Genomic DNA, 21987 nt, shown 5'->3' on the forward strand with positions numbered 1-21987 from the left:
AGTCCTATCAAGATGCCAAGATCAGTCTGGAAAGACTGAACGAGATTTATGAAACAGAGGAGGAAGAAAATATTCAGAAAGATTACCTCACACAACTGCCAGAAAACAAAACCATTGAAATCAAAAACTTGACCTTTCGTTATTTTGGAGCTGGAAATGATCCGATCTTCAGCAAGCTTAATCTGACCTTTCCAGAAGGAAAAACAACCGCTATAGTCGGAACAAGTGGCAGTGGAAAAACTACGATTATAAAGCTTCTTCTACGTTATTATAATCCCGAAGAAGGTGAAATATTGATTGGAGGAAAAAAATTGGATCAGATCGACTTTGGACTCTGGCGGGACAGCTGCGGATCTGTACTTCAGGAAAATTATGTATATGCCGACACCATCGAGCGTAACATTGCAGTTAACGATGAGCCCGCAGACAAAGAACTCCTTAACAATGCAATCAGCGTGGCCAATATGGAACAATTCATCGCCGATGAACCTTTTGGTCTAGCAACAAAGATAGGTACAGCTGGAAAGGGGATCAGTCAAGGGCAACGCCAACGTCTGATGATCGCCAGAGCAGTTTATAAAAATCCTACCTACATCTTTTTAGATGAAGCCACCAACTCCCTAGATGCCAATAATGAAAAAGAAATCGTGGAGAAGCTGGATCAGTTTTTTAATAAACGTACTGTCATTGTTGTTGCACACCGCTTAAGTACCGTCAAAAATGCAGATAACATCGTCGTACTTGAAAAAGGAGTAGTAGTAGAAAAGGGAACACATCAGGAATTGACCGCACTGCGGGGAAGCTACTATGAGCTCGTTAAAAATCAACTGGAACTGGGAAATTAAGTATTATGGCAAAGAACAAATTCATGGACGAAGATATCCATTCTGAAGACCTGCAGGAGATTATTTCCAAACCACCGTCCTGGCTGCTCAAAAGAGGAATCACTTTTATTGTGCTGACGATCTTTATGATCTTTGGGCTTGCCTTTTTCATCCGCTATCCCGAAGTGGTACCTGTATCTATGAAGTTCAATACCAGTAGTGCTCCTAAGGTGCTGACCTGTAAAGTAAACGGAAACTTAGTGAAGATTCTGGTCAAGGACGGTATGGCTGTAGATAAAAATACAGATATTGCCTATGTTGAAAGTGTTGCAGACCATAAGCAAGTACTCAACTTGCTAGATAAGATGAAGCATGTTCGGAGTAGCACCATTGAACTAGTAGATCTCAGAGATATCGTAACACCAACAGAGCTGGAACTAGGCGAGCTCCAGAACAGCTATCAGAACTTTTATCTTGCTTATCTGAATTATGTCGCGATCAACAAAGAAGGCATCTACCAGAAACGAAAGAACTTTATTCATAATGAAGTGAAGTATATCAATGAACAGAACCAACGAATCCAGCAAAGCTTTGATCTACAGAAAAGAGAACTGGCACTTGCCGAAGAAGAATATGCCAAATATCAAATATTAGCAGAAAAAAAAGTGATCAGTCAGCTCGAACTGCAACAGAAAGAAGCTCTTTTACTGGCCAAAAGGCAGTCTATTCCACAGACCGAAAATACTATCATTAATAATCAGAGTAGCAGACTTTCGAAAGATAAGGAGATGTCCGAGATCAACAATCAGATGTTTGAAGAAGAAAAGAAATTTTATCAATCGCTGAACACGTTCATCAGTGATGCTGAAAATTGGAAAAAACAATACGTGATCAGCAGTCCTTCAAAGGGCACTTTGATCTATGGTGACTTTCTACAGGAAAATCAATTAATCAAGATGGGAGAAGAGTTGTTTTATGTCAATGCCAACAAAGACGATTATTATGGCGAGATACTGATTCCACAGAGCAAATCATCCAAGATAAAAGTAGGGCAGGAGGTTTTGATCAAAGTACAGAGCTATCCTTATCAGGAATATGGATATTTGAGAGGAAGCATTCGTTACATCTCCGATATACCGATCAGAGACAGTGTTTTCTTTTCCAAAGTTTCCTTGAGTAGAAATGAGAAAGACTCGATCATTAAGCTGAAACCAGGGATACTTGCCGATGCTGAAATCATCACTGAAGACCAGTCTATAATTAAAAGGATTTGGTTAAATCTTACAAAATCGTTGAAATTTTAAATTATGGATTCATTTGGAATTTTATAAAGTTTCTTCTATCAATACACGTTGTTTCAAATTGCATAACCGATTCAGCTAACCACAATAGTAAGATTGAAAGAATTCATGGATAAATTTTTAAATAAGCTGGCAAAAACATATTAATACTTACCAAAATAGGAAGCCTTCAAAATGAGCATTAGTATTATTAAAATTTTAACAAGTTAATTTAATGCAGTAGGCTAAATCTAGAGATTGTACTGTGTTCAGGAATAATATTTTAATCAAACGGTAAAAGTTGTTTTTAATTTCAATAATAATTTCTTATTTTCGGTTTAAATAAAATAGTTAAAATATATATAGTTAACATGCCATTATTATCCCTTGTTAAAAATAAAAAAGAAAATAATCTAGTCAATTGTTGTTCTTTTATTTTAGATAAATTTCAAATAAATTATACTAAGACTAATCTTAAAACAAAAATAGAAAATCATATAGATTATCCCTCTTTGTTAGCAGTTAAAGATGTGTTACAGGTATATGGAATTGAAACTGCTGCTATGAAAAAAGGAGATTATAATTATTCAGATTTTGAAATCCCATTAATCTGTTCTATACAAGAACAAGATTGGAGTTATCCAAGGTTTACTGTTGTCACTGAGGTTAGTGATAATGAGATTACTTATCTGGATCCTATCAGAAATATCTTAGTAAAACATTCTTTACAATCCTTTGGAAATAAAGATAAGGGAGTTGTCTTATTAATAGACGGAAGTATAATAAAACACGAGAAAGACTACTTGAAAAACTCTGCAAATGAGCGTAATAGAGTTATTATTAAGAATTTGCCGATTTATTTAATTGGAATGATGGTAATTATTTCGAGCACCCACTTGTTAAATTTAAATACTTCAATAGAAGGATGGATTAGTTTCGGTTTTATAATTAGCAGTTTAGTAGGGCTTGTCATTTCTTCGCTATTACTCTTGCGTGAAGCTGATGTGCATAATCCATTTATTAAAGAGGTATGCGGGGGGGCAGAAACTAAAAGTGTAAATTGTGATGCAGTTTTGGATTCTTCCAGATCCAAATTCTTAGGTATTAGTTGGACTATATGGGGATTTTCATTTATGGCATGTGTTTTTTTTAACCAAATTATTTTTGTAAATCAATTATCTCATCTATTGATAACATCCTATTTATCAATTATTGTTTCACCGTATATTATTTTTTCAATTTTATATCAGTGGCGTATAATTAAGCAATGGTGCCCCCTCTGTTTAGCAGTTCAGGCTGTTTTAACAATTAATTTTTTCTTAGCAATGATTTTTTTTAATACTAATCAATTAAATTTTGCTACACCAGATTATTATTCAATTTTAATTACTGCTTTTTTAGGAATAATGTTCTTCTTTTTAAGTTATTTTATTATTCCTCTAATGAAAAAAGCAATAGATAGTGAAGATTTTGAAAAAAAATGGAAGAGATTAAAATACAATCCTGATATATTTAAAGCTATTTTAGGTAATAGTGCCTCTATAAATATTTCTACCGATGGATTAGGTATTGTTTTGGGAAATGTTAATGCAGAAATTGAAATTATTAAAATATGTAACCCGTATTGTGGCCCATGTTCGAAAGCTCACCCTAAATTAGAGAAAATTATAAAAAATAATCACAATATAAAAATACGTGTGATATTTACCGCCTCAGGTGAGGAGAGTGATAAAAAGACTGCCATAGTATCTCACTTTCTTGCTATTCAAGAAAAATATGGGCCTTTAAGTATGCAAGTAGCACTGAATGATTGGTACATGAATCCAATAAAAAATTATGAGTTTTTTGCTAAACAATATCCATTGAATGAAGAATTGAAATATCAAAAGGATAAAATAATTGCTATGAAAAATTGGTGTGATCAAATGAAAATAAGAGTTACACCAACATTATTTATAAATGGTAAAGAATTGCCAGATAGTTATGATATTAGTGAATTAAATAATTTTTTCTAAGAAGTAATTTTTAAATATATTGTAAAATATTAAAAGAAACAGAAGGTTCACTGTTAAAAACCTCTAAAGATGTATTAGAATTTATATACATCATTAACATTAATAAAAAAAAATATGAAAAAATTAAGATTAGGAGTAAAAGATGCTAAAGGTGTTCTTTCTCGTGAAGAATTAAGACAAATTTTTGGTGGTAGCACGGGCAGCGGGGGTGTAAATGATGGTACATGTTCGACGAGTTCATGTGAATTAGTAATTCAGAATAAAGCTGGTGTTTGGCTTACTTATTATGGATCTTGTTCGGGGGGAACGGGTAATTGTTTTTGCGATATTGGTCAACCAGTTGATATTCCTGTATCATCTAATGGTGGTGTGAGCCGTTGCACTAGATAATTAATATCATTATTTGGTTAACTACTTTAGTTGACCAAATAATGATAATGTGTATAGAATAAGTAATACATATAATTTTTTTAAAAATACTATCACCTAAGTAAATAAAGAATAATAATGTCGATGTAATGAAGAAATTAATAAAATTTAAAATTCTCAAATGTATATCCCAACTTATATTATAAATTTAAAATATCGTAATGACAGATTTGAAAGTATTATAAATGAATTTGAAGAACGAAATGAATTTAAGTTGACGATCTATACAGCAGTAGAAAATCCAATCGGTTCTGTTGGTTTATGGCAATCTATATTGAATATTATTGATATAGCAAAAAAAGATAAATTGAATTATGTTTTAATAGTTGAGGATGACCATTTATTTACAAAAGAATATTGTAAAGATAAATTTTATTCCCAATTAGAAGTTGCTATGAAAAATGAGGCAGACGTCCTACTTGGAGGATTAAGTTGGTTTGATTATAGTGTGTTAATATCTAGTAATTTACATTGGGTTAATAAATTTACAGGTACCCAATTTATAGTAATTTTTAAAAATTTTTATGATCAAATACTTAATTATGATTTTAAAAATGATATTGACACAATTGATTTAATGATTTCTCAGTGTTCAAATAGAATTTTTGCTTTATTCCCCTTAATTTCTATACAGAAAGATACCGGATATTCAGATGTAACAAAAAAAAATAATTCGGTAGGTATAATAAATACTTTATTTAAAAAGGTTCAGCTTAGAATTCAAGCATTCACTAAAGTGCAGAATCACTTATTATTAACAAATTTTCACTATCAAAATGCTAATTTTAATGAACTGCAAATTCCCACATATATTATAAATATTGATGAAAGGAAAGATCGGCTAGAACATATAACAAAGCAATTTTTAAATAAAAGAGAATTTGCATTAGAAATTTATACAGTACAGAAGGAAAAAGAATGTACAATTGGACTATGGAACAATATTAAAAATATTATTTCTATTGCTAAGGAAAGGGATGAAGATATTATTATAATTTGCGAAGATGATCATCTCTTTTCTAAAAATTATACTAAAGAGATCTTATTTGATTCTATATTTCAGGGAGCAGAATTAGGTGCTGACATAATTCTAGGTGGTATTTCTAATACCAACCAAGCAATTGTCGTAAGTTCCGAGCTTTGTTGGGTTGAGTCTTTTCAGTGTACACAATTTACAATTTTATTTAAAAGTATTTTTGAAATTGTATTATCTGAAAATTTCACAGAAAATGATGCTGCTGATTTAAAATTATCGATGATCACAGCAAATAAATATGTTATTCATCCATTTATATCGACTCAAAAAGACTTTGGTTATTCAGATATTCCTATTAAAGGAGTTAAAACGCAACAATATCAAAATTGGTTTGACATGTGCAATAATAAACTCGATAAAATAAGGGATATATATAATTTATTTATTAAATAAAAGGAACTTAAATAACTTAATATAACTATATATTGAAAAAAATATGCAAGTAGTAAAACCATTTGTAATTTGGTTATATGGATTACCCTCATCTGGTAAAACCACAATTGCCAATATAATAGAATATAGGCTAAAACATGCAAATATAACTTTTGCAAGTTTAGACGGTGATGATCTTAGACTCGGACTAAATTCTGATTTGGGATATAGTCAAATGGACCGTAAAGAAAATATCAGAAGAGCAGCCGAAGTCGCTAAATTGTTGTTAAGATATCATAATATTGTTGTATGTTCTTTTATAACACCTTTAAATGATCAAAGAAATTTAGTATTTGAAATACTAGGAAAAGAATGTCTATTAGATATTTATTTGGAATGTCCATTATCAGTTTGTATAGAGAGGGATGTGAAAGGCTTATATGAAAAAGGATTAAACGGAACTCTAACTAATTTAACAGGAATAACTTCATTGTTTGAAATTCCAAATGTAAATTCTTTTTCAGTTGATACATTTAAAAATACAGAAATTAGATGTGTTGAAGATATTTTTAGTAAATTATATAATAATGTCTTTTTGAAATGAAAAAAAAACTTGTATTTATTGTATCTTCAATGAGATCTGGCTCAACACTCCTAAAAGCATTATTAGCTACTAGAAAAGACGTCACAAATTTACCAGAAATCCATTTTTCAAAAGTAAATTTGATATCTGATTTTGAAAAAATACATGTAATAAAAGCCCCAGCTTATTATAATGAATTTAATAATTATCCCATAATCGAGGAAAAAGATGCTAAAATAATCGTTCTAATTAGAAATCCTTATGACACAATTATATCTTTGAAAAACATGAATGAAAAGGTTAAAATAGCAGATAAATCATTAAATTATTCTTTCCCTATATTATTTTCTTATTGGTATCATTTATATACAGGCATTTTATATAAATTATCTAAAATGAGTAATGAAATACTAATTGTTAGATATGAGGATCTTATTCAAAATCCTATTCGAAGTACATGCTCAATATTTAAATTTATCAAATGCGAAGATACAAGTGGTACTCAAGAGTACTATTTCCCATCCAAATATAAATGGAAGTGGGGCTCAGATGATGGAGGGGATGTAATTAAGGAACTGAAGGTCAAAAATTATTTTAGAGGTCGTGAAAACATGGAACTTAAAACTTTAATAAAAAAAAATAAATATAATATTATTAAGGTGTTAAAATTATATAAATATAGCAATACACAAATTAAAAAAATTTTGAGTAATGAATAATAGCGGTTACCACTCACGTGCCAGCTTTTATTTGACGTTGTTATTCTCACGATTGGTATTCAAACTAACGCTCTGATCGCTCATCTGCATACCCGAGAATACATATCGCTAGCAAGAATCAGCGAGTTCTTCCGCTCAATTTTTTGAATGAGTAACAGTGAGGGAACAATCTGTGATATACAGGATCACTTTTCGGCAAAAGCACTAGCTGTTTTTGCATTGATTGTAATTGTCCCAAAAAATCAAACTATGGTGTAGACACCATAGGTCCTTAAATTATCATATCTTATACTAATATAAGTTTGTAATGTTTTTCTGTACAACATTTTATTATGCCTGAAGTATGCAACGTTGCATAAGTTGATTCGATTCATCTCGATTGATCTTTAGATTGTGAATATTCTTCTGTACGTGCTTCAATCGTTTCTCTCTGAATTTTTCCTGATCGGCCATTATTCTTTGCGATGAATAATGCTCTGCTTTTACGATCATATTATAAAGTATAGTCGCAATCTTTCGGGTAGTTGCAGTAGTAGCTGCTATACGTCCTTTTCTGAAGGCTATTCTCTTGAAAAATGGTAAAAGATCGTGGATCTTGTTGATTGCCTATAGAGTTTGCGACATGTCTAAAAGCGGTAACAATGGTATTCTTGCCTTTTTTGACTTTACTGCTCAACATTCGTGCACCACTAATTTTATTATTTGGCACGAGTGTAAGTCATGAAGCAAAGATTTTTGCAGTTGGAAATTTGTAGATCTCGTCACCCAAGTTTGTCATCAGGCACAGTACAGTATTATGACTCACTCCACTTATAGAAGAAAGATCCGTTCTAAAAAACTGATACGAGATTCTTGGGATGTTAAAAGCTGGAGCATTTTTAGTCTTTTTCCTATTGTAAATTCTAAACAACTTTTCCTTAGTTATTGTTCTTTCAGGTGTATATTCAACAAGAAGCTCTTCAATTATTTTATCAAATTCCGTCAAAGCTTTGTTAAAGTAATGATAATGCTCTAGACAGGCCTTAAGCTCGAATAACAACTCTGGTCTCCATATGCCATGCAGAGAATTTGCTATTTTTTCTTTTGTTTTTTAGTACGTATATCAACTAGTGTCGACAGATATACAGGATTCCGTTGTCCTGCCAAGATTGCCTCAATGATTTTCATCCCAGATTTTCCAGTTATATTCCGCAAAGCGACATCCAATCTTACATTCATCAATCGGAATGATTTTTGCATTTTTAATATATAACGTGCAATCTGTTCTATCAAATGCTGATGATTATAATAGGTTTTCAATTCCTGCATAATGGCATTTGGTAAAAAGCTGCCCGATAATAAACCTAAAGAATGTATTTTTTGGGATCCAAATAGCATCTATTACATCAGTCTTTTTTCCCTTTACATTTTTAGGAACATGCATGCGGGATCCGACATCAATTCCTGCCGCATCAGGATTTACAATTTGTAATGAAATTGTGTTCTTTTCCATAGTTTAAAATTTAGAAACTAAGGGATACATTCTTTCATTCAAAAAATTTCTGTACTGAATTCCGTAAAAGAATCACCAAATAATTCGTCAAATATCTTACAAAAGAGGGACGACTTCAATAAAAGCAGAGCATTATTATCGCAAAGAGTAATTTTCAAGCATAAAGATTCAAGTAGACTATTGAATTAAGTACGGAAGGATATTAGCAATCTAAAGGTCTGTCAAGATGAATTGAATTAACTGACACAGCTGTTTCTACTTAAGGTATAATAAATTGTTGAAAAGAGAAAAAATAGAAATGGAGACTGCTGGAATATATGCTTTATCCCGTATGTTTGGTCATCAAGCGCTATCTATTAATGCTATTTTAGCCAGCCGTGTAGCGGGACATTTTAGTTCAGAGCCAGATAAAGTCGTAGATCGTGCTATAAAAATGATTTTAGAACGTTTTTAAAAAATAGAAAAGGAGTTGTATTAAACAACTCCTTTTCTATTTGAATCAAATTTTAGCATGATGAAGAGTAAAATGGTGAAACTCCATAACGAAGATCCTCCATAACTTATGAATGGTAATGGAATACCAATGACAGGTACAATTCCTATTGTCATTCCTATATTAATAAAGAAGTGAAAAAATAGGATGGAAGCCACTCCATAAGCATAAATTCTTGCAAAAGCAGATCGCTGTCGTTCTGCTATATGAATGATGCGGAGCAATAATGTTAAGTATATCGCTATTAAAAATGTAGAGCCGACAAATCCCCATTCTTCACCCACTGTACAGAAAATAAAATCTGTACTTTGCTCGGGAACAAAATTGTATTTGGTCTGTGTACCTTGAAGATAGCCTTTACCCCAAAATTGTCCAGAACCAATTGCTATCTTAGATTGATTTAAATTGTAACCCTGTCCTCGTGGATCGTCCATTTTCCCAAGGATGATATCAATACGATTTCTTTGATGAGATTGTAAAACATGATTGTAGACAAGATCCACACATAATATGAATACCGACGAAGCGGCAAAAAGAATTCCTATATTAATTAAATTTTTCCGCTTTTTTCTAAACGTCCACATGAAAAAGCCCGCAATTAAAGCGAGTATGCCAATTAATATCCATGCATTTACGAGTAGTGCCATAACAAATAAGACAATACAGAGTCCTCCGAAAATAAGTAAGCTGTTATTGACATATCCTTCTCGATAGAATACAAAGATGAGGGAAAAGAAAGCTAGAGCAGAACCGGTATCAGGCTGAAGCATTACGAGGAATACCGGGAATAATACTATACCAGCACCGATGGCTAAAGTATGCATATTTGGATTTTTGTTGCTTTGAGAGCTTAGGTAGTTGGCCAAGAGGAGACAGGTTGCCAGTTTTCCAAATTCGGATGGTTGAAGCCTGAAACTTCCAATAGGAATCCATGCCTGATTTCCACCAACATTTCGACCAATAACCAAGACCGCTATTAATAATAGCACAACTACAGCATAGATAACGGGAGATGCGGAACTGAAAAACTTAGCGTCTATAATTAAGATGGTAATACCTATAATTAATGCAGAAGCAATGTACATGGACTGTTTACCATAATTTGTTGCCATATTAAATAATCCGGGATTTTCTGGATCATAGACAGCTGCATGTATATTAAACCAACCGATCAAACATAAAGCTAACCATAAAGAAATGGTTAACCAGTCTATCTTTCCGAAAAAACTACTTTTTTGGTTATTCATGATTTCTCCTTACAGCACTATGGTGGACAATTGTTTCCTTTGGCATTACTGCAGCAATACGGTTAACGTTTTTTGTGGTATCTTTTTTAGATTTAGTTGAATCCGTTGTTTTCTTCAAATCTGCTTTCTTTGGGTCTGCTTTTGGAGCAGGCATAAAATTAGCATTGTAAATACGATCTTGAATATGCTTCGGCATTGTGATTGTATCCTTGATATATTTTTCAACCATCATACTGGCAATAGGGCCAGCCCATACACCACCATAACCGGCATTTTCAACAAAAACGGCAATGGCAATTTTAGGATTATCCCTAGGAGCGAATGCAAAGAATACAGCATGATCTTTACCATGTGGGTTTTGTGCTGTTCCTGTTTTTCCACACATTTCAATACCAGCAATTCTATTTGCGAAGGCTGTTCCTTCGCCCATATTTACTGCTCTGCTTAATCCCTCTATTACCGGAGTATAATATTTAGCATCTACTCCTGCTGATATTTTTTCGGTAAACTCTTTCTTCACGATCTTTTTATCTCCGATACCTTTGATAAGGTGAGGGCGGTAATAAAAACCTCTATTTGCTACAATAGCCATAATATTTGCCATCTGCAGTGGAGTAACGCCCATTTCTCCCTGGCCAATGGATAATGAAATATTAAAAGATGAACGCCACTTGTCGTTTCTATAACTTTTAGTAAAATGGTCAGATTTATATAATAAACCTCCTTTTTCGCCTGGTAGATCAATACCTAATTTATGACCGATACCAAATTTGGAAATTGCATCGTACCATAGATCGTACGCTTTCGGTCCTGACAGGCCTCTTGAATCAATCATTTTGGCATAAGTATACCCATAATAGGTATTACAAGAGACTTGAATGGATCTGATCAAAGAAGTTGCTCCATGATAATGGGTACAGCGCATAAAACCTCTTCCGCCACCATAGCTATAACCATGTGGACAAAAGAAAGAGGTGTTCTCATCAATAACGCCAGCTTGTTGAGCAGTTAAGGCTGCAACTACCTTAAATACAGAGCCTGGGGGATAAGATGCTTGAATTGGACGATTAAATAAGGGATTACTTTCATTATTTAATAATTTCATTAAATTATTACCTGTTTCACGACCGACCATGTCATTTGGATTATAACTGGGGCTACTTACATAAGAAAGAATTTCTCCTGTGGAAGGTTCAATGGCGACAATAGATCCCAACTTATTTTTCATCAGTTTTTCACCCAAGATCTGAAGTTCTTTGTCTAAAGAAGATACTAGACCTTCCCCAGAAACTGCCAAAGTATCATAGCGTCCTTCCATAAATACACCTTTAGGTCTATTTAGGGCATCGACCATGAGGTTTTTAACCCCTCTTTTTCCTCTTAATAAATCTTCATAAGAGCGTTCAACACCACTTCGGCCGATATAATCTCCTGGACGATAAAAGCCGTTTGACTTCTCAATGTCTTTTTCGTTTACCTCATTTACATAGCCCAGAAACTGTGCTGCGATACTATCCGGATAATTTCGTACAGTTCTATTTTGAACATAGAAACCTCTGAATCGATACAAATACTCTTGTAAATGGGCATACGTTCGAGATGATAGTTGTTTTTCAAAGATGGAGGCACGGTAAGGGGAATGTGCACGGGCTTTATCCATGCGTTTAATGAAACCTTCTTTGTCAATTTCAATCAATTGACATAATAGAGCCGTATCGATATCTTTTGCTTCTCTTGGCGTAACCATGAGGTCATATACAGGTTCATTTTGTACTAATACCTGACCTGTACGATCTAAAATAACACCACGTGCGGGATATACAATAACCTTCCGCATGACATTGCTGTTAGCAGAATGTATATAGGAGTCATCTATAATCTGAAGATAAAATAGCCTTGCTATTATTAATAACGCTATACTAATAATAATGCCTTGAATGACAAATTTACGTGCAAAAAAACTATTCATAAATTCTTTTATCCTCTTTTTAAGCGATGGAATTACTAAATTCTACTCTTTCTTTTATAGAAAAGAAAACTAAAAATGAGTAGGATAACCATTGTAAAGATACAACTTAAACCAATAGTCGCTAATGTGTACTGAAACTGTTTGAAACTGAATGTTTCTAATGTGACAAGAACAAAGTGATGAATCAATGTTCCGAAAAAAGTATATGAAAAGAACCATTTAAAATTCATTTCACCTAAAATTGGTGTAATGAATGTATCCATATCGTTTTCAATTGTAATTTTCATAAAAAATACACGATAGGCGGCTAAGGCAACACAAGCTGCGGCATTGACTCCAAGTGTATCATAAAATACATCTACCGAAAGTCCGGTTAAAAATGCAACTGTAAATAATACAAAGTTCGGCATTCCGGTAGGAAGCAAAAAGATAAACAGAATATATGGAAAAGGACTTGCTAGATTGTAATAGCCGATATTTTTAAACAAGAATACCTGCATGGCAATAAGTACCAAAAACCGAATGATATTAAAGAGTAATATTCTAGCCATTATCCTGATTCGTTTCTTCTAATTGTTTTAATTCTTTTGCCAATAAGTCTTTCACAACATATACGTGGTGGAGGTTTGAAAAATTAGTACTCAAGAGAATTCTTAAATCTAAAAAAGAGTCTCCGGAAGATATTCCCGTTTCCACAACTGCGCCTACCAGTATACCTTTTGGAAAGTGGCCAGAGTAGCCTGAAGTGAACACTTTTTCCGCAGTCTTAACTTTTACGTGATTCGGGATTTCTTTGACCATTGCAAAACGGTAGTCTACGTTGCTGCCCCAAACTAAAGAACCAAATACATCTGTATTAGCTAATGTTACTGATATTTTTGTGTCGGGATGAAGTAGAGACTGAACTGTCGAAAAGTGCGGTGTTACGTTGAGCACAATACCGACCACACCATTTGGAGCAATTACGCCCATTCCTTTTTCAATACCAGCTAAAGAACCTTTATTTAGGGTGAGATAATTACTTTTTTGGTGAATGCTATTATTTGTAACGCTTGCAATAATAAACTCATAACGTCCAAATTCACTACTATCAATGACCGGTCTCTTAGCCATGGCGACTGTATCGGTCGTCAAATAGTTTTCTAACTGCGTTCTCAAACTTGCATTTTCTTTTACAAGTTGATCATTTGTTTCTGTTAGTGACAGGTAGCTTTTCCATGAATTCACTTTTTGGTAAATATTGCCAATTATCGTGTTGGAAGAGTTTAATGCACTAGCACGCTGAAAGGTATTGTTAGTAACAACCAGAAACATAGAAAATCCAAAAAAAAGGATAAACCAAAAGAAAGCGTTATAACGTCTAAGGAATAACCAAAGGTTTCTCATTGTTTAATAATTATTACTTTGCTATTTAATAAAGAAGCGATATAGTGAAAAATCAACTATATCGCATATAAAATTTTATGTTGTGGCAATTATGATTGCATTAAGAACTTAAATCTGCCAATATTCTTTAATGCTATGCCTGTACCGCGCACTACTGCACGAAGAGGATCTTCTGCAATGTGTACCGGTAATTTAGTTTTAGCTTGAATCCTGCGATCTAATCCTCTAAGTAGAGCACCACCACCTGTTAAGTAGATACCAGTTTGGTAAATATCAGCAGACAACTCTGGAGGCGTAATTTCTAAAGCTTTCAATATTGCTTCTTCAATTTTAGAAATCGATTTATCTAAACAATGTGCAATTTCTGTATATGAAACGGTGATCTGTTTTGGGATACCTGTCATGAGGTCACGGCCTTGAACGGCGAAATCCTCAGGTGGATCCTGTAATTCCGGAAGAGCTGCACCAACTTCAATCTTAATTTTCTCAGCTGTACGCTCACCGATCATGATGTTGTGCTGTCTACGGATATACTGTACAATATCGGAGTCGAAGTTATCTCCTGCAACACGGATTGATTGGTCGCAAACAATACCCGAAAGTGCAATTACTGCAATCTCTGTTGTTCCACCACCGATATCAATAATCATGTTACCCATTGGTTCTTCAACATCAATTCCGATACCTACTGCGGCAGCCATTGGCTCATGAATTAAATACACTTCTTTTGCTCCTGCAATTTCTGCAGAATCGCGTACGGCACGTTTCTCTACTTCAGTGATTCCTGAAGGGATACAAACCACCATTCTTAAAGAAGGGAAAAACCAACTTTTACCATTATTTACTAATTTTACCATACCACGAATCAAATGTTCTGCGGCAGTAAAATCTGCAATAACTCCATCACGGAGAGGACGTACTGTTTTTATATTATCGTGTGTCTTACCTTCCATTTGCATTGCCTGACGTCCGATTGCAATTACTTTGTTTGTCGTACGATCAAAGGCTACAATAGAAGGTTCATCAACTACTACTTTGTCATTATAGATAATTAAGGTATTTGCGGTACCTAAATCGATGGCAACTTCTTGTGTAAACCAGTTAAATAAACCCATTTGCTGTATTTTAAGCTACTTTTTATGAATATGCAAACCTACTAAAAATTATTAGTTTTTGTAGGTAAGTCTTGATTTTTTTTATTGATAATTTAGAACTCTTTTGCGGAGCTTTAAGGATGATAACAAGTAAACGTTAATTAAAGCATTTTCTTATGTTTTTACTGCAGAAATTAATTTTTCTGTATGTCAATGTAGTAATTAAAAGTGTCAATCTTTATATTTTCTTTGGTTAGATTGTGAATATTTAATGTTTGGTCGTTGTTCGTGATATTAATTGCTTTTAAATTATTATCTGCGGCACCAATATAGACCGGCATTTCAAAATTTTCGACTGTATTTTTCCATTTCGCCTGAACTTTTCCATCTTTTGTCTCTGAAATACATAACACAGGAATCAAAGTTGTCTTCACATATTGCTCAAATATGGAGTTGAAGTTTAAACCAGATTCTTGATTGATGAAATTGACAATGTCATCATAATCAACCTGCTGATGGTAAAACTTAGCATTTAATCCTCTCAAAATAGATCGCCATTTATCATCGTCTGCTATAATTGTTCTAATCATGTTATGCAGTACACCACCTTTATTGTACATGTCTCCGGAGCCTTCATTATTAACATGATATTGTCCTTGAATCGGTGTTTTGTTTTGAATTGCTCTTCGATTGCCATGTATGTATTCTTGTCCAGCTTTTTTACCAAAATAGTAATCGATATAAAGTGCTTCTGAATAATTGGTAAAACTTTCATGAATCCACATGTCGGCAATATCCGATGCTGTGATATTATTTCCAAACCATTCATGGCCGGCTTCATGTATGATGATAAAGTCCCACTTTAATCCCCATCCTGTTCCAGAACCATCTCTTCCCAGATAGCCGTTTAAAAAACGATTGCCATACGCAATACCACTTTGATGTTCCATCCCTAAATGAGATGTTTCAATTAGTTTGAAACTGTCTTCATAAAAAGGGTAGGGGCCAAACCAATATTCAAATGCTTTTAGCATCGGTTTTACATTGGCCTCGAAATGCGGTTTTGCCCGCTCTATATTTTCACGAAGTACGTAGTAGTCAATATCTAGCTTTCCTTTTTCACCATTAAAGCTATCTTGAAAATGTACGTAATCACCAATATTGATTGCAATGTTATAATTGTTAATGGGATTGGAAACAAACCAGTTGAATTTAGTTTTCTTCTTACCGATGCTTTCCGTATTACGGAGGCGACCATTAGAAACATTCATAAGTTCTTTAGGCACCGTTACAGAGATTAAGACGCTATCGGGTTCGTCTGACTGATGATCTTTATTGGGCCACCATAAGCTTGCTCCAATACCCTGATTTGCACTCGCTACCCAAGGTTTGTTATTGCTGTCTTTTTTCCAATCAAATCCGCCATCCCAAGGAGCTCTGTTGGCTTGATGTGGTGTACCTGAGAAATACACTAAAATAGAATCCAGTGTGTTTGCTTTAATCTGCGTTGGAAAATCTATAAAAACCGCATTAAATTCTCTTGTATACTTTAGCTGTTTACCCCTGTAAAGAATTTTATCAATTGCCATATTATCAAAAAGATCAATCTGGATGCGATTGAAATCTTGAATAGTTTTAAATTTAATGAGATTGTTTCCTGCAATGCTACGTTTTGGAATATTAATATCAACATCTAAGTGATAATAGGTGACATCGTAGCAGGTTCTTAAGGGAGTCAGTTGACCTCTTAAAGAATCTTTGCGGGAAAATTCATTTTTGTCCGATAATAATTGCCCATTTACAAGGCAGGGAGATAATAAAAGAAATAGAATTAAATAGGATAGATTTTTCAACGCTTATAATTTTAATATAAGTGTTAAATATAAGATAATTTGCCTATTTAAAAAAATGGGATCTTTTCTAAGAAATAGATCTATTAGCTTTTTTTATTAAAAAAGCTTTCAATTTCTGTTAATGAAAAGCTATTAAGGCAATTTTTAGCACTTAATCCTCCTTTTCTTGCGACAAATATCCCGTAATGCATATCAAGTAAGCCTTCCGTGCGGTGAGCATCTGGATTAATTGATAAAAGTACGCCCTTTTCTAATGCATAGCGATGCCATCTCCAATCTAAATCAAGCCTTAACGGGTTAGCATTAATTTCAATCACAACGTTGTTAGCCGCACAAGCATCAATTATTTTTTTATAATCCAATGGATAACCCGATCTACTTAATAAGAGGCGACCTGTTGGATGTCCTAATATCGTCGTGTAGGGATTTTCTATTGCTTTTAACAGTCTAGCAGTTGCTTTCTCTTCATCCATTTTTAGATTAGAGTGAACGGACGCAACTACAAAATCAAAACCTGCAAGAATTTCATCTGGATAATCTAACGAACCATCGGATAAAATATCTGACTCAATGCCTTTGAATATTTTAAAGGGAGCAAGTTGTTGATTAAGCTGATCGATTTCTTCCCACTGTTTTTGCACCCGCTCAATAGGGAGGCCATTGGCATATACAGCAGTTTTTGAGTGATCACAAATTCCGAAATAACTAAGTCCTAATTCTTCCTTTGTATATCTTGCCATTTCAGCTAAGGTATGCACACCGTCACTATATGTCGAGTGATTATGTAAAGTTCCTTTAAGATCATCAAAATTGATCAATTTGGGTAATTGATGGTTTTTCGCCAAAAATACTTCATCCAGCCCTTCTCGAAGCTCAGGTTCAATATAGTCTAAGCCTTGTTTAGCATAGATTTCTTCTTCAGAACCTAAAGCTGTAACCAAAGTTAGATCGAGTAATTCTAAGTGCTTTTTAGAACCGGTGGTTAATATTAAGTTTTGGTAAAATTCTGCTGTTGCTGATAGATATATATGAAAGGAAAATCCTAATTCATCTCGAAATGAAATGTATTCAAGTTCTTCCTTTAGACTATCAGCATAATTGGTATTTAGATAAGCTAAAGTAGTTTGTTTATCCGTATCCAATAAGATATCAACAGCGCTAAGTACTTCGCATTTTCGTCTAAAATCTCCAGTAAATGAAATCAGGGTAGGAGATAAGTTCTTTTGTAATGAAGCTAGTAAGTTGTTTGCATTGGATAATACCCTTGCATATAAAAACCAACCTTGATTGGATATGGAGAATTCGATGGATTTTTTAATATCCTCTTGTGTTTTTAGGCCAAAACCCTTTGCCTCAATGAGCCTGTTTTCGTTGCACGCATACAATAACTCACCAACACTTTCAATCTGGAGCTCAGTCCAGATAATTTGTATCTTTTTTGGACCTAAGCCTTTTATGTTAAGCATTTCCAAAATTCCTTCTGGAGTAATGCTTAACATCGCGTCTAGCTCATCGAATGAGCCAGTTTCGGCTAATTTTTTCACCTTCTCTGCAGTGCTTTTCCCGATACCGGGCTGACTGCTTATTTCTTCTAAAGAAGCTGTTTCCAGCAGAAAAGGTATTTTATCTAACTTAAAGGATGCACTGGCAATTGCTTTTGTTCTGAATGGGTTTTCATTATGTAATTCCATCAGTTGGCTACATAACTTGAATTTTTTAGCAATTGTCTTATTATCCATTTTAGTTATTTTCTAATACTTGATCTTGTTGTTTTACCTCTGGCGCCGGTTGATTGAATTTATAGAAAATTAATCGAACACCCGAGTTCTTCGTGAAAAATTTCACTGTCCAGTTGATAAAGGTAATTACTTTGTTTCTAAAACCAAAAATAGACATTAAGTGAACAAACATCCAAACAATCCAACCAAAGAATCCATTAAAATGGATTTTACCCATATCGACTACAGCTTTCGCACGACCAATTGTCGCCATTGAGCCCTTATCAAAGTAAGAGAATTTTTCATTTGAACGGTTATCCATCACATTGCTAATGTGCTTGGCAACATATTTACCTTGTTGCTGTGCTACAGGTGCCACACCAGGTAATCCACGTGGTAAATCATCTGTGATAAATGCTGAAACGTCACCAATTGCGTATACATTTTCCATATCTAACACACGACATTGATCATCTGTTTGAATGCGGTTACCGCGTTGAATATTTTCTTTTTTGAAACCTTCAGGAAATTGTCCTGCAACACCTGCGCCCCAGATAACTGTTTTTGTTTCTATCGAACTACCATCACCAAAAGAGATTGCAGTACCATCAAAGCCCGTTACAGAAACATTTAGTAATATTTTAACACCTAATGCTTTTAAATATTTTTCAGAGTCTTCAGAAGATTTTTCTGACAAGTTTGCTAATACTTTACTTTGTCCTTCGACTAAGTAAACATTCATTTCTTCCTTGCGTAATTCAGGATAATCTTTTTCCAGAATATTATTTCTGATCTCAGCAATTGCTCCAGAAAGCTCAACACCAGTTGGGCCACCGCCTACAATTACAAAGTTTAAAAATGATTTACGATCTTCCGGATTTGCAATTTGAACAGCTTTTTCAAGATTTTGTAGCACATAGCTCCGAATGTTTAGAGCTTCTTGAATACTTTTCATTGGTAACGCATATTTTGCAATTTGCTGATTTCCAAAGAAATTTGTTGTTGCTCCAGTAGCAACCACTAAGTAATCATATTCAAAATCACCGATATTCGTTTGAACAGTCTTGTTGGACGAGTCAATATGATTAACTTCTGCAATTCTGAAACTAAAATTCTCCTGAGATTTGAACATCTTACGGATAGGGAAAGAGATCGAATCTGCAGATAATGTACCTGTAGCTACCTGATACATTAAAGGTTGGAAGGTATGAAAATTATTTCTGTCTAATAATAGTACTTCTACTTCCTTATTTTTTAACTTTTTAGCAACTTCAATTCCACCAAATCCAGCACCAATAATGACCACTTTTGGGAATTTTCTATCTGAACGATTGCTTAGCATATTATTTGAAATTTATATAAAATATTCGGAAAATTGTAATCCTTCTGCAAATATCTTAATTTTTCACTCAAAAAACTAAAATATCTTTATATATACTTGCTTTTTATTGTCATATTTATTGATAACTAACTGTTTTAATATATCTCTTGTTTTATTACTCCTTGTTAATCAGTGTTTTGTAAACCGTATTAATTGCATGGTTTATTAATACGGTTTGTCTCAAAAAATGAAAAAAAGTGTGTAAAAAGTACACTTTGACAATTTATTACTGTAATGCTCCTCTTATTTTAATACTTAGGCCGTTATTTTCATTTGTTAATCGCAGCTGGCATGCTAGTCGGCTATCATCATTAGCATCGGGTAAAGTATCGAGCATATCGAGCTCCTGGTCTTGAGGTTCGGACAAGTTTTCACCTCCAGATTTAATTTCAACATGACAAGTTGCGCAAAGTGCCATGCCTCCACAGGTAGCTAGGACCTCATAATCGCATGCTTTTAGCAATTCCATTAGGGATAAGTTGACATCCGTAGGAACTTCGATTGTTTGAACAGTTCCATCCCGATCTTCAATTTCTATTTCAATAATATTGTCCATAATTTAAAAAGTATTGATGCCATTAACAGTTGTATATTTGAAGCTTAGTTTTTGATCTGGATACACATATTTAAAAGCACTTTGAGCCATTAATGCCGCTTCATGATATCCACATAAAATTAACTTTAATTTACCTGGATAGGTATTGATATCTCCGATAGCGTAAATACGTTCTACATTTGTCGAATAATCAACAGTGTTAACTACGATAGCACTCTTGTCAATATTTAGACCCCAGTCCGCAATAGGTCCTAGTTTGGGAGTTAGACCAAATAGCGGTATAAAATAGTCCGCCTCCATTTTGACTTCTTCTTTTTGTTTATTGACTGCAATGACGTGCGATAAGCTATCTGAGCCATGCACATCTGCCAGGTTGTGAGATAACAAAAGATTGATAGCTCCTTTTTGAGCAAGATGATAGACCTTTTCTGCAGAATCTGGTGCTCCTCTGAAAGAGTCACTTCTATGAATTAAAGTAACTTCCTTTGCAATATCGGCTAAGTAAATCGTCCAGTCTAGAGCAGAGTCTCCACCACCCGCGATGATGATCTTCTTGTCACGATACGTTTCTGGATTTCTGACCATGTAATCAACACCTTTTCTTTCATACTTAACTAAATTAGCAAGTTCAGGTTTTCGGGGCTCAAAGCATCCTAAACCGCCTGCTATAACAACAACTTGGCAGTGTATACGTGTTCCTTCTGAACTAACGACCACATATGAACCATCTTCCTGCCTTTCTAAGCCTTCAACACGCTCGCCGAGTGTAAAAGTGGGATTGAATGGTTCGATCTGTTTCATCTGATTGTCAATCAACTCTTGAGCACGGATAGTCGGGTAGCCCGGTATATCATATATCGGCTTATGCGGATATATTTCAGACAACTGACCTCCAACTTGAGGTAAAACATCAATGAGGTGACATCTCATCTTTAACAAACCTGCTTCAAATACAGCAAATAGACCCACTGGTCCGGCTCCTATAATACATATGTCTGTTGTTATCATATCAAATGTTAATTACTTAAGTTATTATAAATTTTGTCTAGAATACGTGTGAATGAACTAAAGTCCTCGTCTGTGAGATTTTCCCAAGCTTTCATGCGAATGCTGGAAACGATGGGAGAGTAGTTTTCTACTTTCTTTCGACCTTCCTCTGTTAGGTGCAAGTGGATACTTCGCCTGTCAGAGGGATGGATCACTCGTTCTGTTAATCCTTTTTTTATTAACAGATCAACAATTCGGGTGAGGGTAGGTTGATCTTTGCAACATTTTTCAGCAAGTTCTTTTTGCAATAGATTATCATTCTCATAAAGTGTCTTCATGATGGTCCACTGATCTACGGTGATATCAAAATCATTATCTGTAAAAGAATTTTGTGCAAATTGTTTTACTTTTTTTGCTGTTCTTTCTAATATGAAAGAGTATCGATTGAATTTTTCGTCTTGCATTTAAAATATTTGTATTGCTAATATTTAGTACAACAAATATAATCATTTAATACTTAGTGCAACAAGTATTTGGTTGATTTATTGTAAAA

The 21987-nt window shown here is 34.0% G+C and carries 22 protein-coding genes; 8 read left to right on the forward strand and 14 right to left on the reverse strand.

Annotation, left to right across the window (positions count from 1 at the left end; all coding sequences use genetic code 11):
* The 7 genes from EDF66_RS06035 to EDF66_RS06065 all read left to right on the forward strand — a co-directional run.
* The coding region (locus EDF66_RS06035) for an ATP-binding cassette domain-containing protein (RefSeq protein ID WP_132841300.1) at positions 1 to 845 on the forward strand (845 nt) is incomplete at its 5' end.
* 5 nt (positions 846 to 850) lie between these two features.
* The gene (locus EDF66_RS06040; RefSeq protein WP_132841302.1) at positions 851 to 2128 is read left to right on the forward strand and encodes an HlyD family secretion protein; all 1278 of its coding nucleotides are present in this window, start codon (positions 851 to 853) and stop codon (positions 2126 to 2128) included.
* A gap of 347 nt (positions 2129 to 2475) precedes the next feature.
* Positions 2476 to 4119, forward strand: a complete 1644-nt coding sequence (locus tag EDF66_RS06045; RefSeq protein WP_132841304.1) for a vitamin K epoxide reductase family protein — start codon at positions 2476 to 2478, stop codon at positions 4117 to 4119.
* A 114-nt stretch (positions 4120 to 4233) separates the two neighbouring features.
* Positions 4234 to 4509: a hypothetical protein gene (locus tag EDF66_RS06050; protein ID WP_132841306.1), complete on the forward strand. Its 276-nt coding sequence runs from the start codon at positions 4234 to 4236 to the stop codon at positions 4507 to 4509.
* Between the two features lie 160 nt (positions 4510 to 4669).
* Entirely contained in the window at positions 4670 to 5977 is a 1308-nt protein-coding gene (locus EDF66_RS06055; RefSeq protein WP_132841308.1) for a hypothetical protein, read from the forward strand.
* Positions 5978 to 6020: 43 nt separating this feature from the next.
* Positions 6021 to 6560: an adenylyl-sulfate kinase gene (gene cysC, locus EDF66_RS06060; RefSeq protein ID WP_132841310.1), complete on the forward strand. Its 540-nt coding sequence runs from the start codon at positions 6021 to 6023 to the stop codon at positions 6558 to 6560.
* Positions 6557 to 7258 carry a sulfotransferase family protein gene (locus tag EDF66_RS06065; RefSeq protein WP_132841312.1) on the forward strand — a complete coding sequence of 234 codons (702 nt, stop codon included), beginning with the start codon at positions 6557 to 6559 and terminating at the stop codon, positions 7256 to 7258. The genes cysC and EDF66_RS06065 overlap by 4 nt, the downstream gene beginning before the upstream one ends.
* 330 nt (positions 7259 to 7588) lie before the next feature.
* Here the strand turns inward: EDF66_RS06065 and EDF66_RS26045 are convergent, their stop codons facing one another.
* From EDF66_RS26045 to EDF66_RS06070, 3 genes are all read right to left on the reverse strand, one after another.
* A complete protein-coding gene (locus EDF66_RS26045) occupies positions 7589 to 7750 on the reverse strand; it encodes a hypothetical protein (protein WP_165902381.1) in 162 nt (53 codons plus the stop codon).
* A gap of 579 nt (positions 7751 to 8329) precedes the next feature.
* The gene (locus EDF66_RS26050) at positions 8330 to 8566 is read right to left on the reverse strand and encodes a hypothetical protein (protein ID WP_165902382.1); all 237 of its coding nucleotides are present in this window, start codon (positions 8564 to 8566) and stop codon (positions 8330 to 8332) included.
* Complete coding sequence (locus EDF66_RS06070) at positions 8541 to 8750, reverse strand: hypothetical protein (protein WP_132841314.1); 210 nt, start codon at positions 8748 to 8750, stop codon at positions 8541 to 8543. Before EDF66_RS06070 ends, EDF66_RS26050 begins: the two co-directional genes overlap by 26 nt.
* 274 nt (positions 8751 to 9024) lie before the next feature.
* Between EDF66_RS06070 and EDF66_RS06075 the strand changes: the two genes are divergently transcribed.
* Positions 9025 to 9204: a hypothetical protein gene (locus tag EDF66_RS06075; protein WP_207898484.1), complete on the forward strand. Its 180-nt coding sequence runs from the start codon at positions 9025 to 9027 to the stop codon at positions 9202 to 9204.
* 20 nt (positions 9205 to 9224) lie between these two features.
* On the opposite strand, the gene rodA is transcribed toward EDF66_RS06075, so the two are convergent.
* The 11 genes from rodA to EDF66_RS06130 form a co-directional block, all read right to left on the reverse strand.
* On the reverse strand, positions 9225 to 10490 hold the full coding sequence (gene rodA, locus EDF66_RS06080) for a rod shape-determining protein RodA (RefSeq protein WP_132772632.1): 1266 nt from the start codon (positions 10488 to 10490) through the stop codon (positions 9225 to 9227).
* Entirely contained in the window at positions 10483 to 12459 is a 1977-nt protein-coding gene (gene mrdA / locus EDF66_RS06085; protein ID WP_132841316.1) for a penicillin-binding protein 2, read from the reverse strand. Before mrdA ends, rodA begins: the two co-directional genes overlap by 8 nt.
* A gap of 35 nt (positions 12460 to 12494) precedes the next feature.
* Positions 12495 to 13010, reverse strand: coding sequence for a rod shape-determining protein MreD (locus tag EDF66_RS06090; RefSeq protein ID WP_132841317.1), 516 nt, complete (start codon positions 13008 to 13010; stop codon positions 12495 to 12497).
* A complete protein-coding gene (mreC, locus tag EDF66_RS06095) occupies positions 13003 to 13845 on the reverse strand; it encodes a rod shape-determining protein MreC (protein WP_132772637.1) in 843 nt (280 codons plus the stop codon). The genes EDF66_RS06090 and mreC overlap by 8 nt, the downstream gene beginning before the upstream one ends.
* An 89-nt stretch (positions 13846 to 13934) precedes the next feature.
* Complete coding sequence (locus EDF66_RS06100; RefSeq protein WP_021191193.1) at positions 13935 to 14960, reverse strand: rod shape-determining protein; 1026 nt, start codon at positions 14958 to 14960, stop codon at positions 13935 to 13937.
* Positions 14961 to 15133: 173 nt separating this feature from the next.
* Positions 15134 to 16792, reverse strand: a complete 1659-nt coding sequence (locus EDF66_RS06105; protein WP_132841319.1) for a M1 family metallopeptidase — start codon at positions 16790 to 16792, stop codon at positions 15134 to 15136.
* Positions 16793 to 16875: 83 nt separating this feature from the next.
* On the reverse strand, positions 16876 to 18531 hold the full coding sequence (locus tag EDF66_RS06110; RefSeq protein WP_132841321.1) for a DNA polymerase/3'-5' exonuclease PolX: 1656 nt from the start codon (positions 18529 to 18531) through the stop codon (positions 16876 to 16878).
* Position 18532: 1 nt separating this feature from the next.
* Positions 18533 to 19852: an NAD(P)/FAD-dependent oxidoreductase gene (locus tag EDF66_RS06115; RefSeq protein ID WP_132772643.1), complete on the reverse strand. Its 1320-nt coding sequence runs from the start codon at positions 19850 to 19852 to the stop codon at positions 18533 to 18535.
* Between the two features lie 265 nt (positions 19853 to 20117).
* Complete coding sequence (locus EDF66_RS06120; protein WP_132772645.1) at positions 20118 to 20447, reverse strand: 2Fe-2S iron-sulfur cluster-binding protein; 330 nt, start codon at positions 20445 to 20447, stop codon at positions 20118 to 20120.
* A gap of 3 nt (positions 20448 to 20450) precedes the next feature.
* The gene (locus EDF66_RS06125; RefSeq protein ID WP_021191189.1) at positions 20451 to 21455 is read right to left on the reverse strand and encodes an NAD(P)/FAD-dependent oxidoreductase; all 1005 of its coding nucleotides are present in this window, start codon (positions 21453 to 21455) and stop codon (positions 20451 to 20453) included.
* An 8-nt stretch (positions 21456 to 21463) separates the two neighbouring features.
* Positions 21464 to 21898, reverse strand: a complete 435-nt coding sequence (locus EDF66_RS06130) for a MarR family winged helix-turn-helix transcriptional regulator (RefSeq protein ID WP_132772649.1) — start codon at positions 21896 to 21898, stop codon at positions 21464 to 21466.
* Positions 21899 to 21987: the final 89 nt, after the last annotated feature.

Origin of the sequence: Sphingobacterium sp. JUb20, from assembly GCF_004342035.1 — a bacterium.
GTDB classification, from domain to species: Bacteria; Bacteroidota; Bacteroidia; order Sphingobacteriales; family Sphingobacteriaceae; genus Sphingobacterium; species Sphingobacterium anhuiense.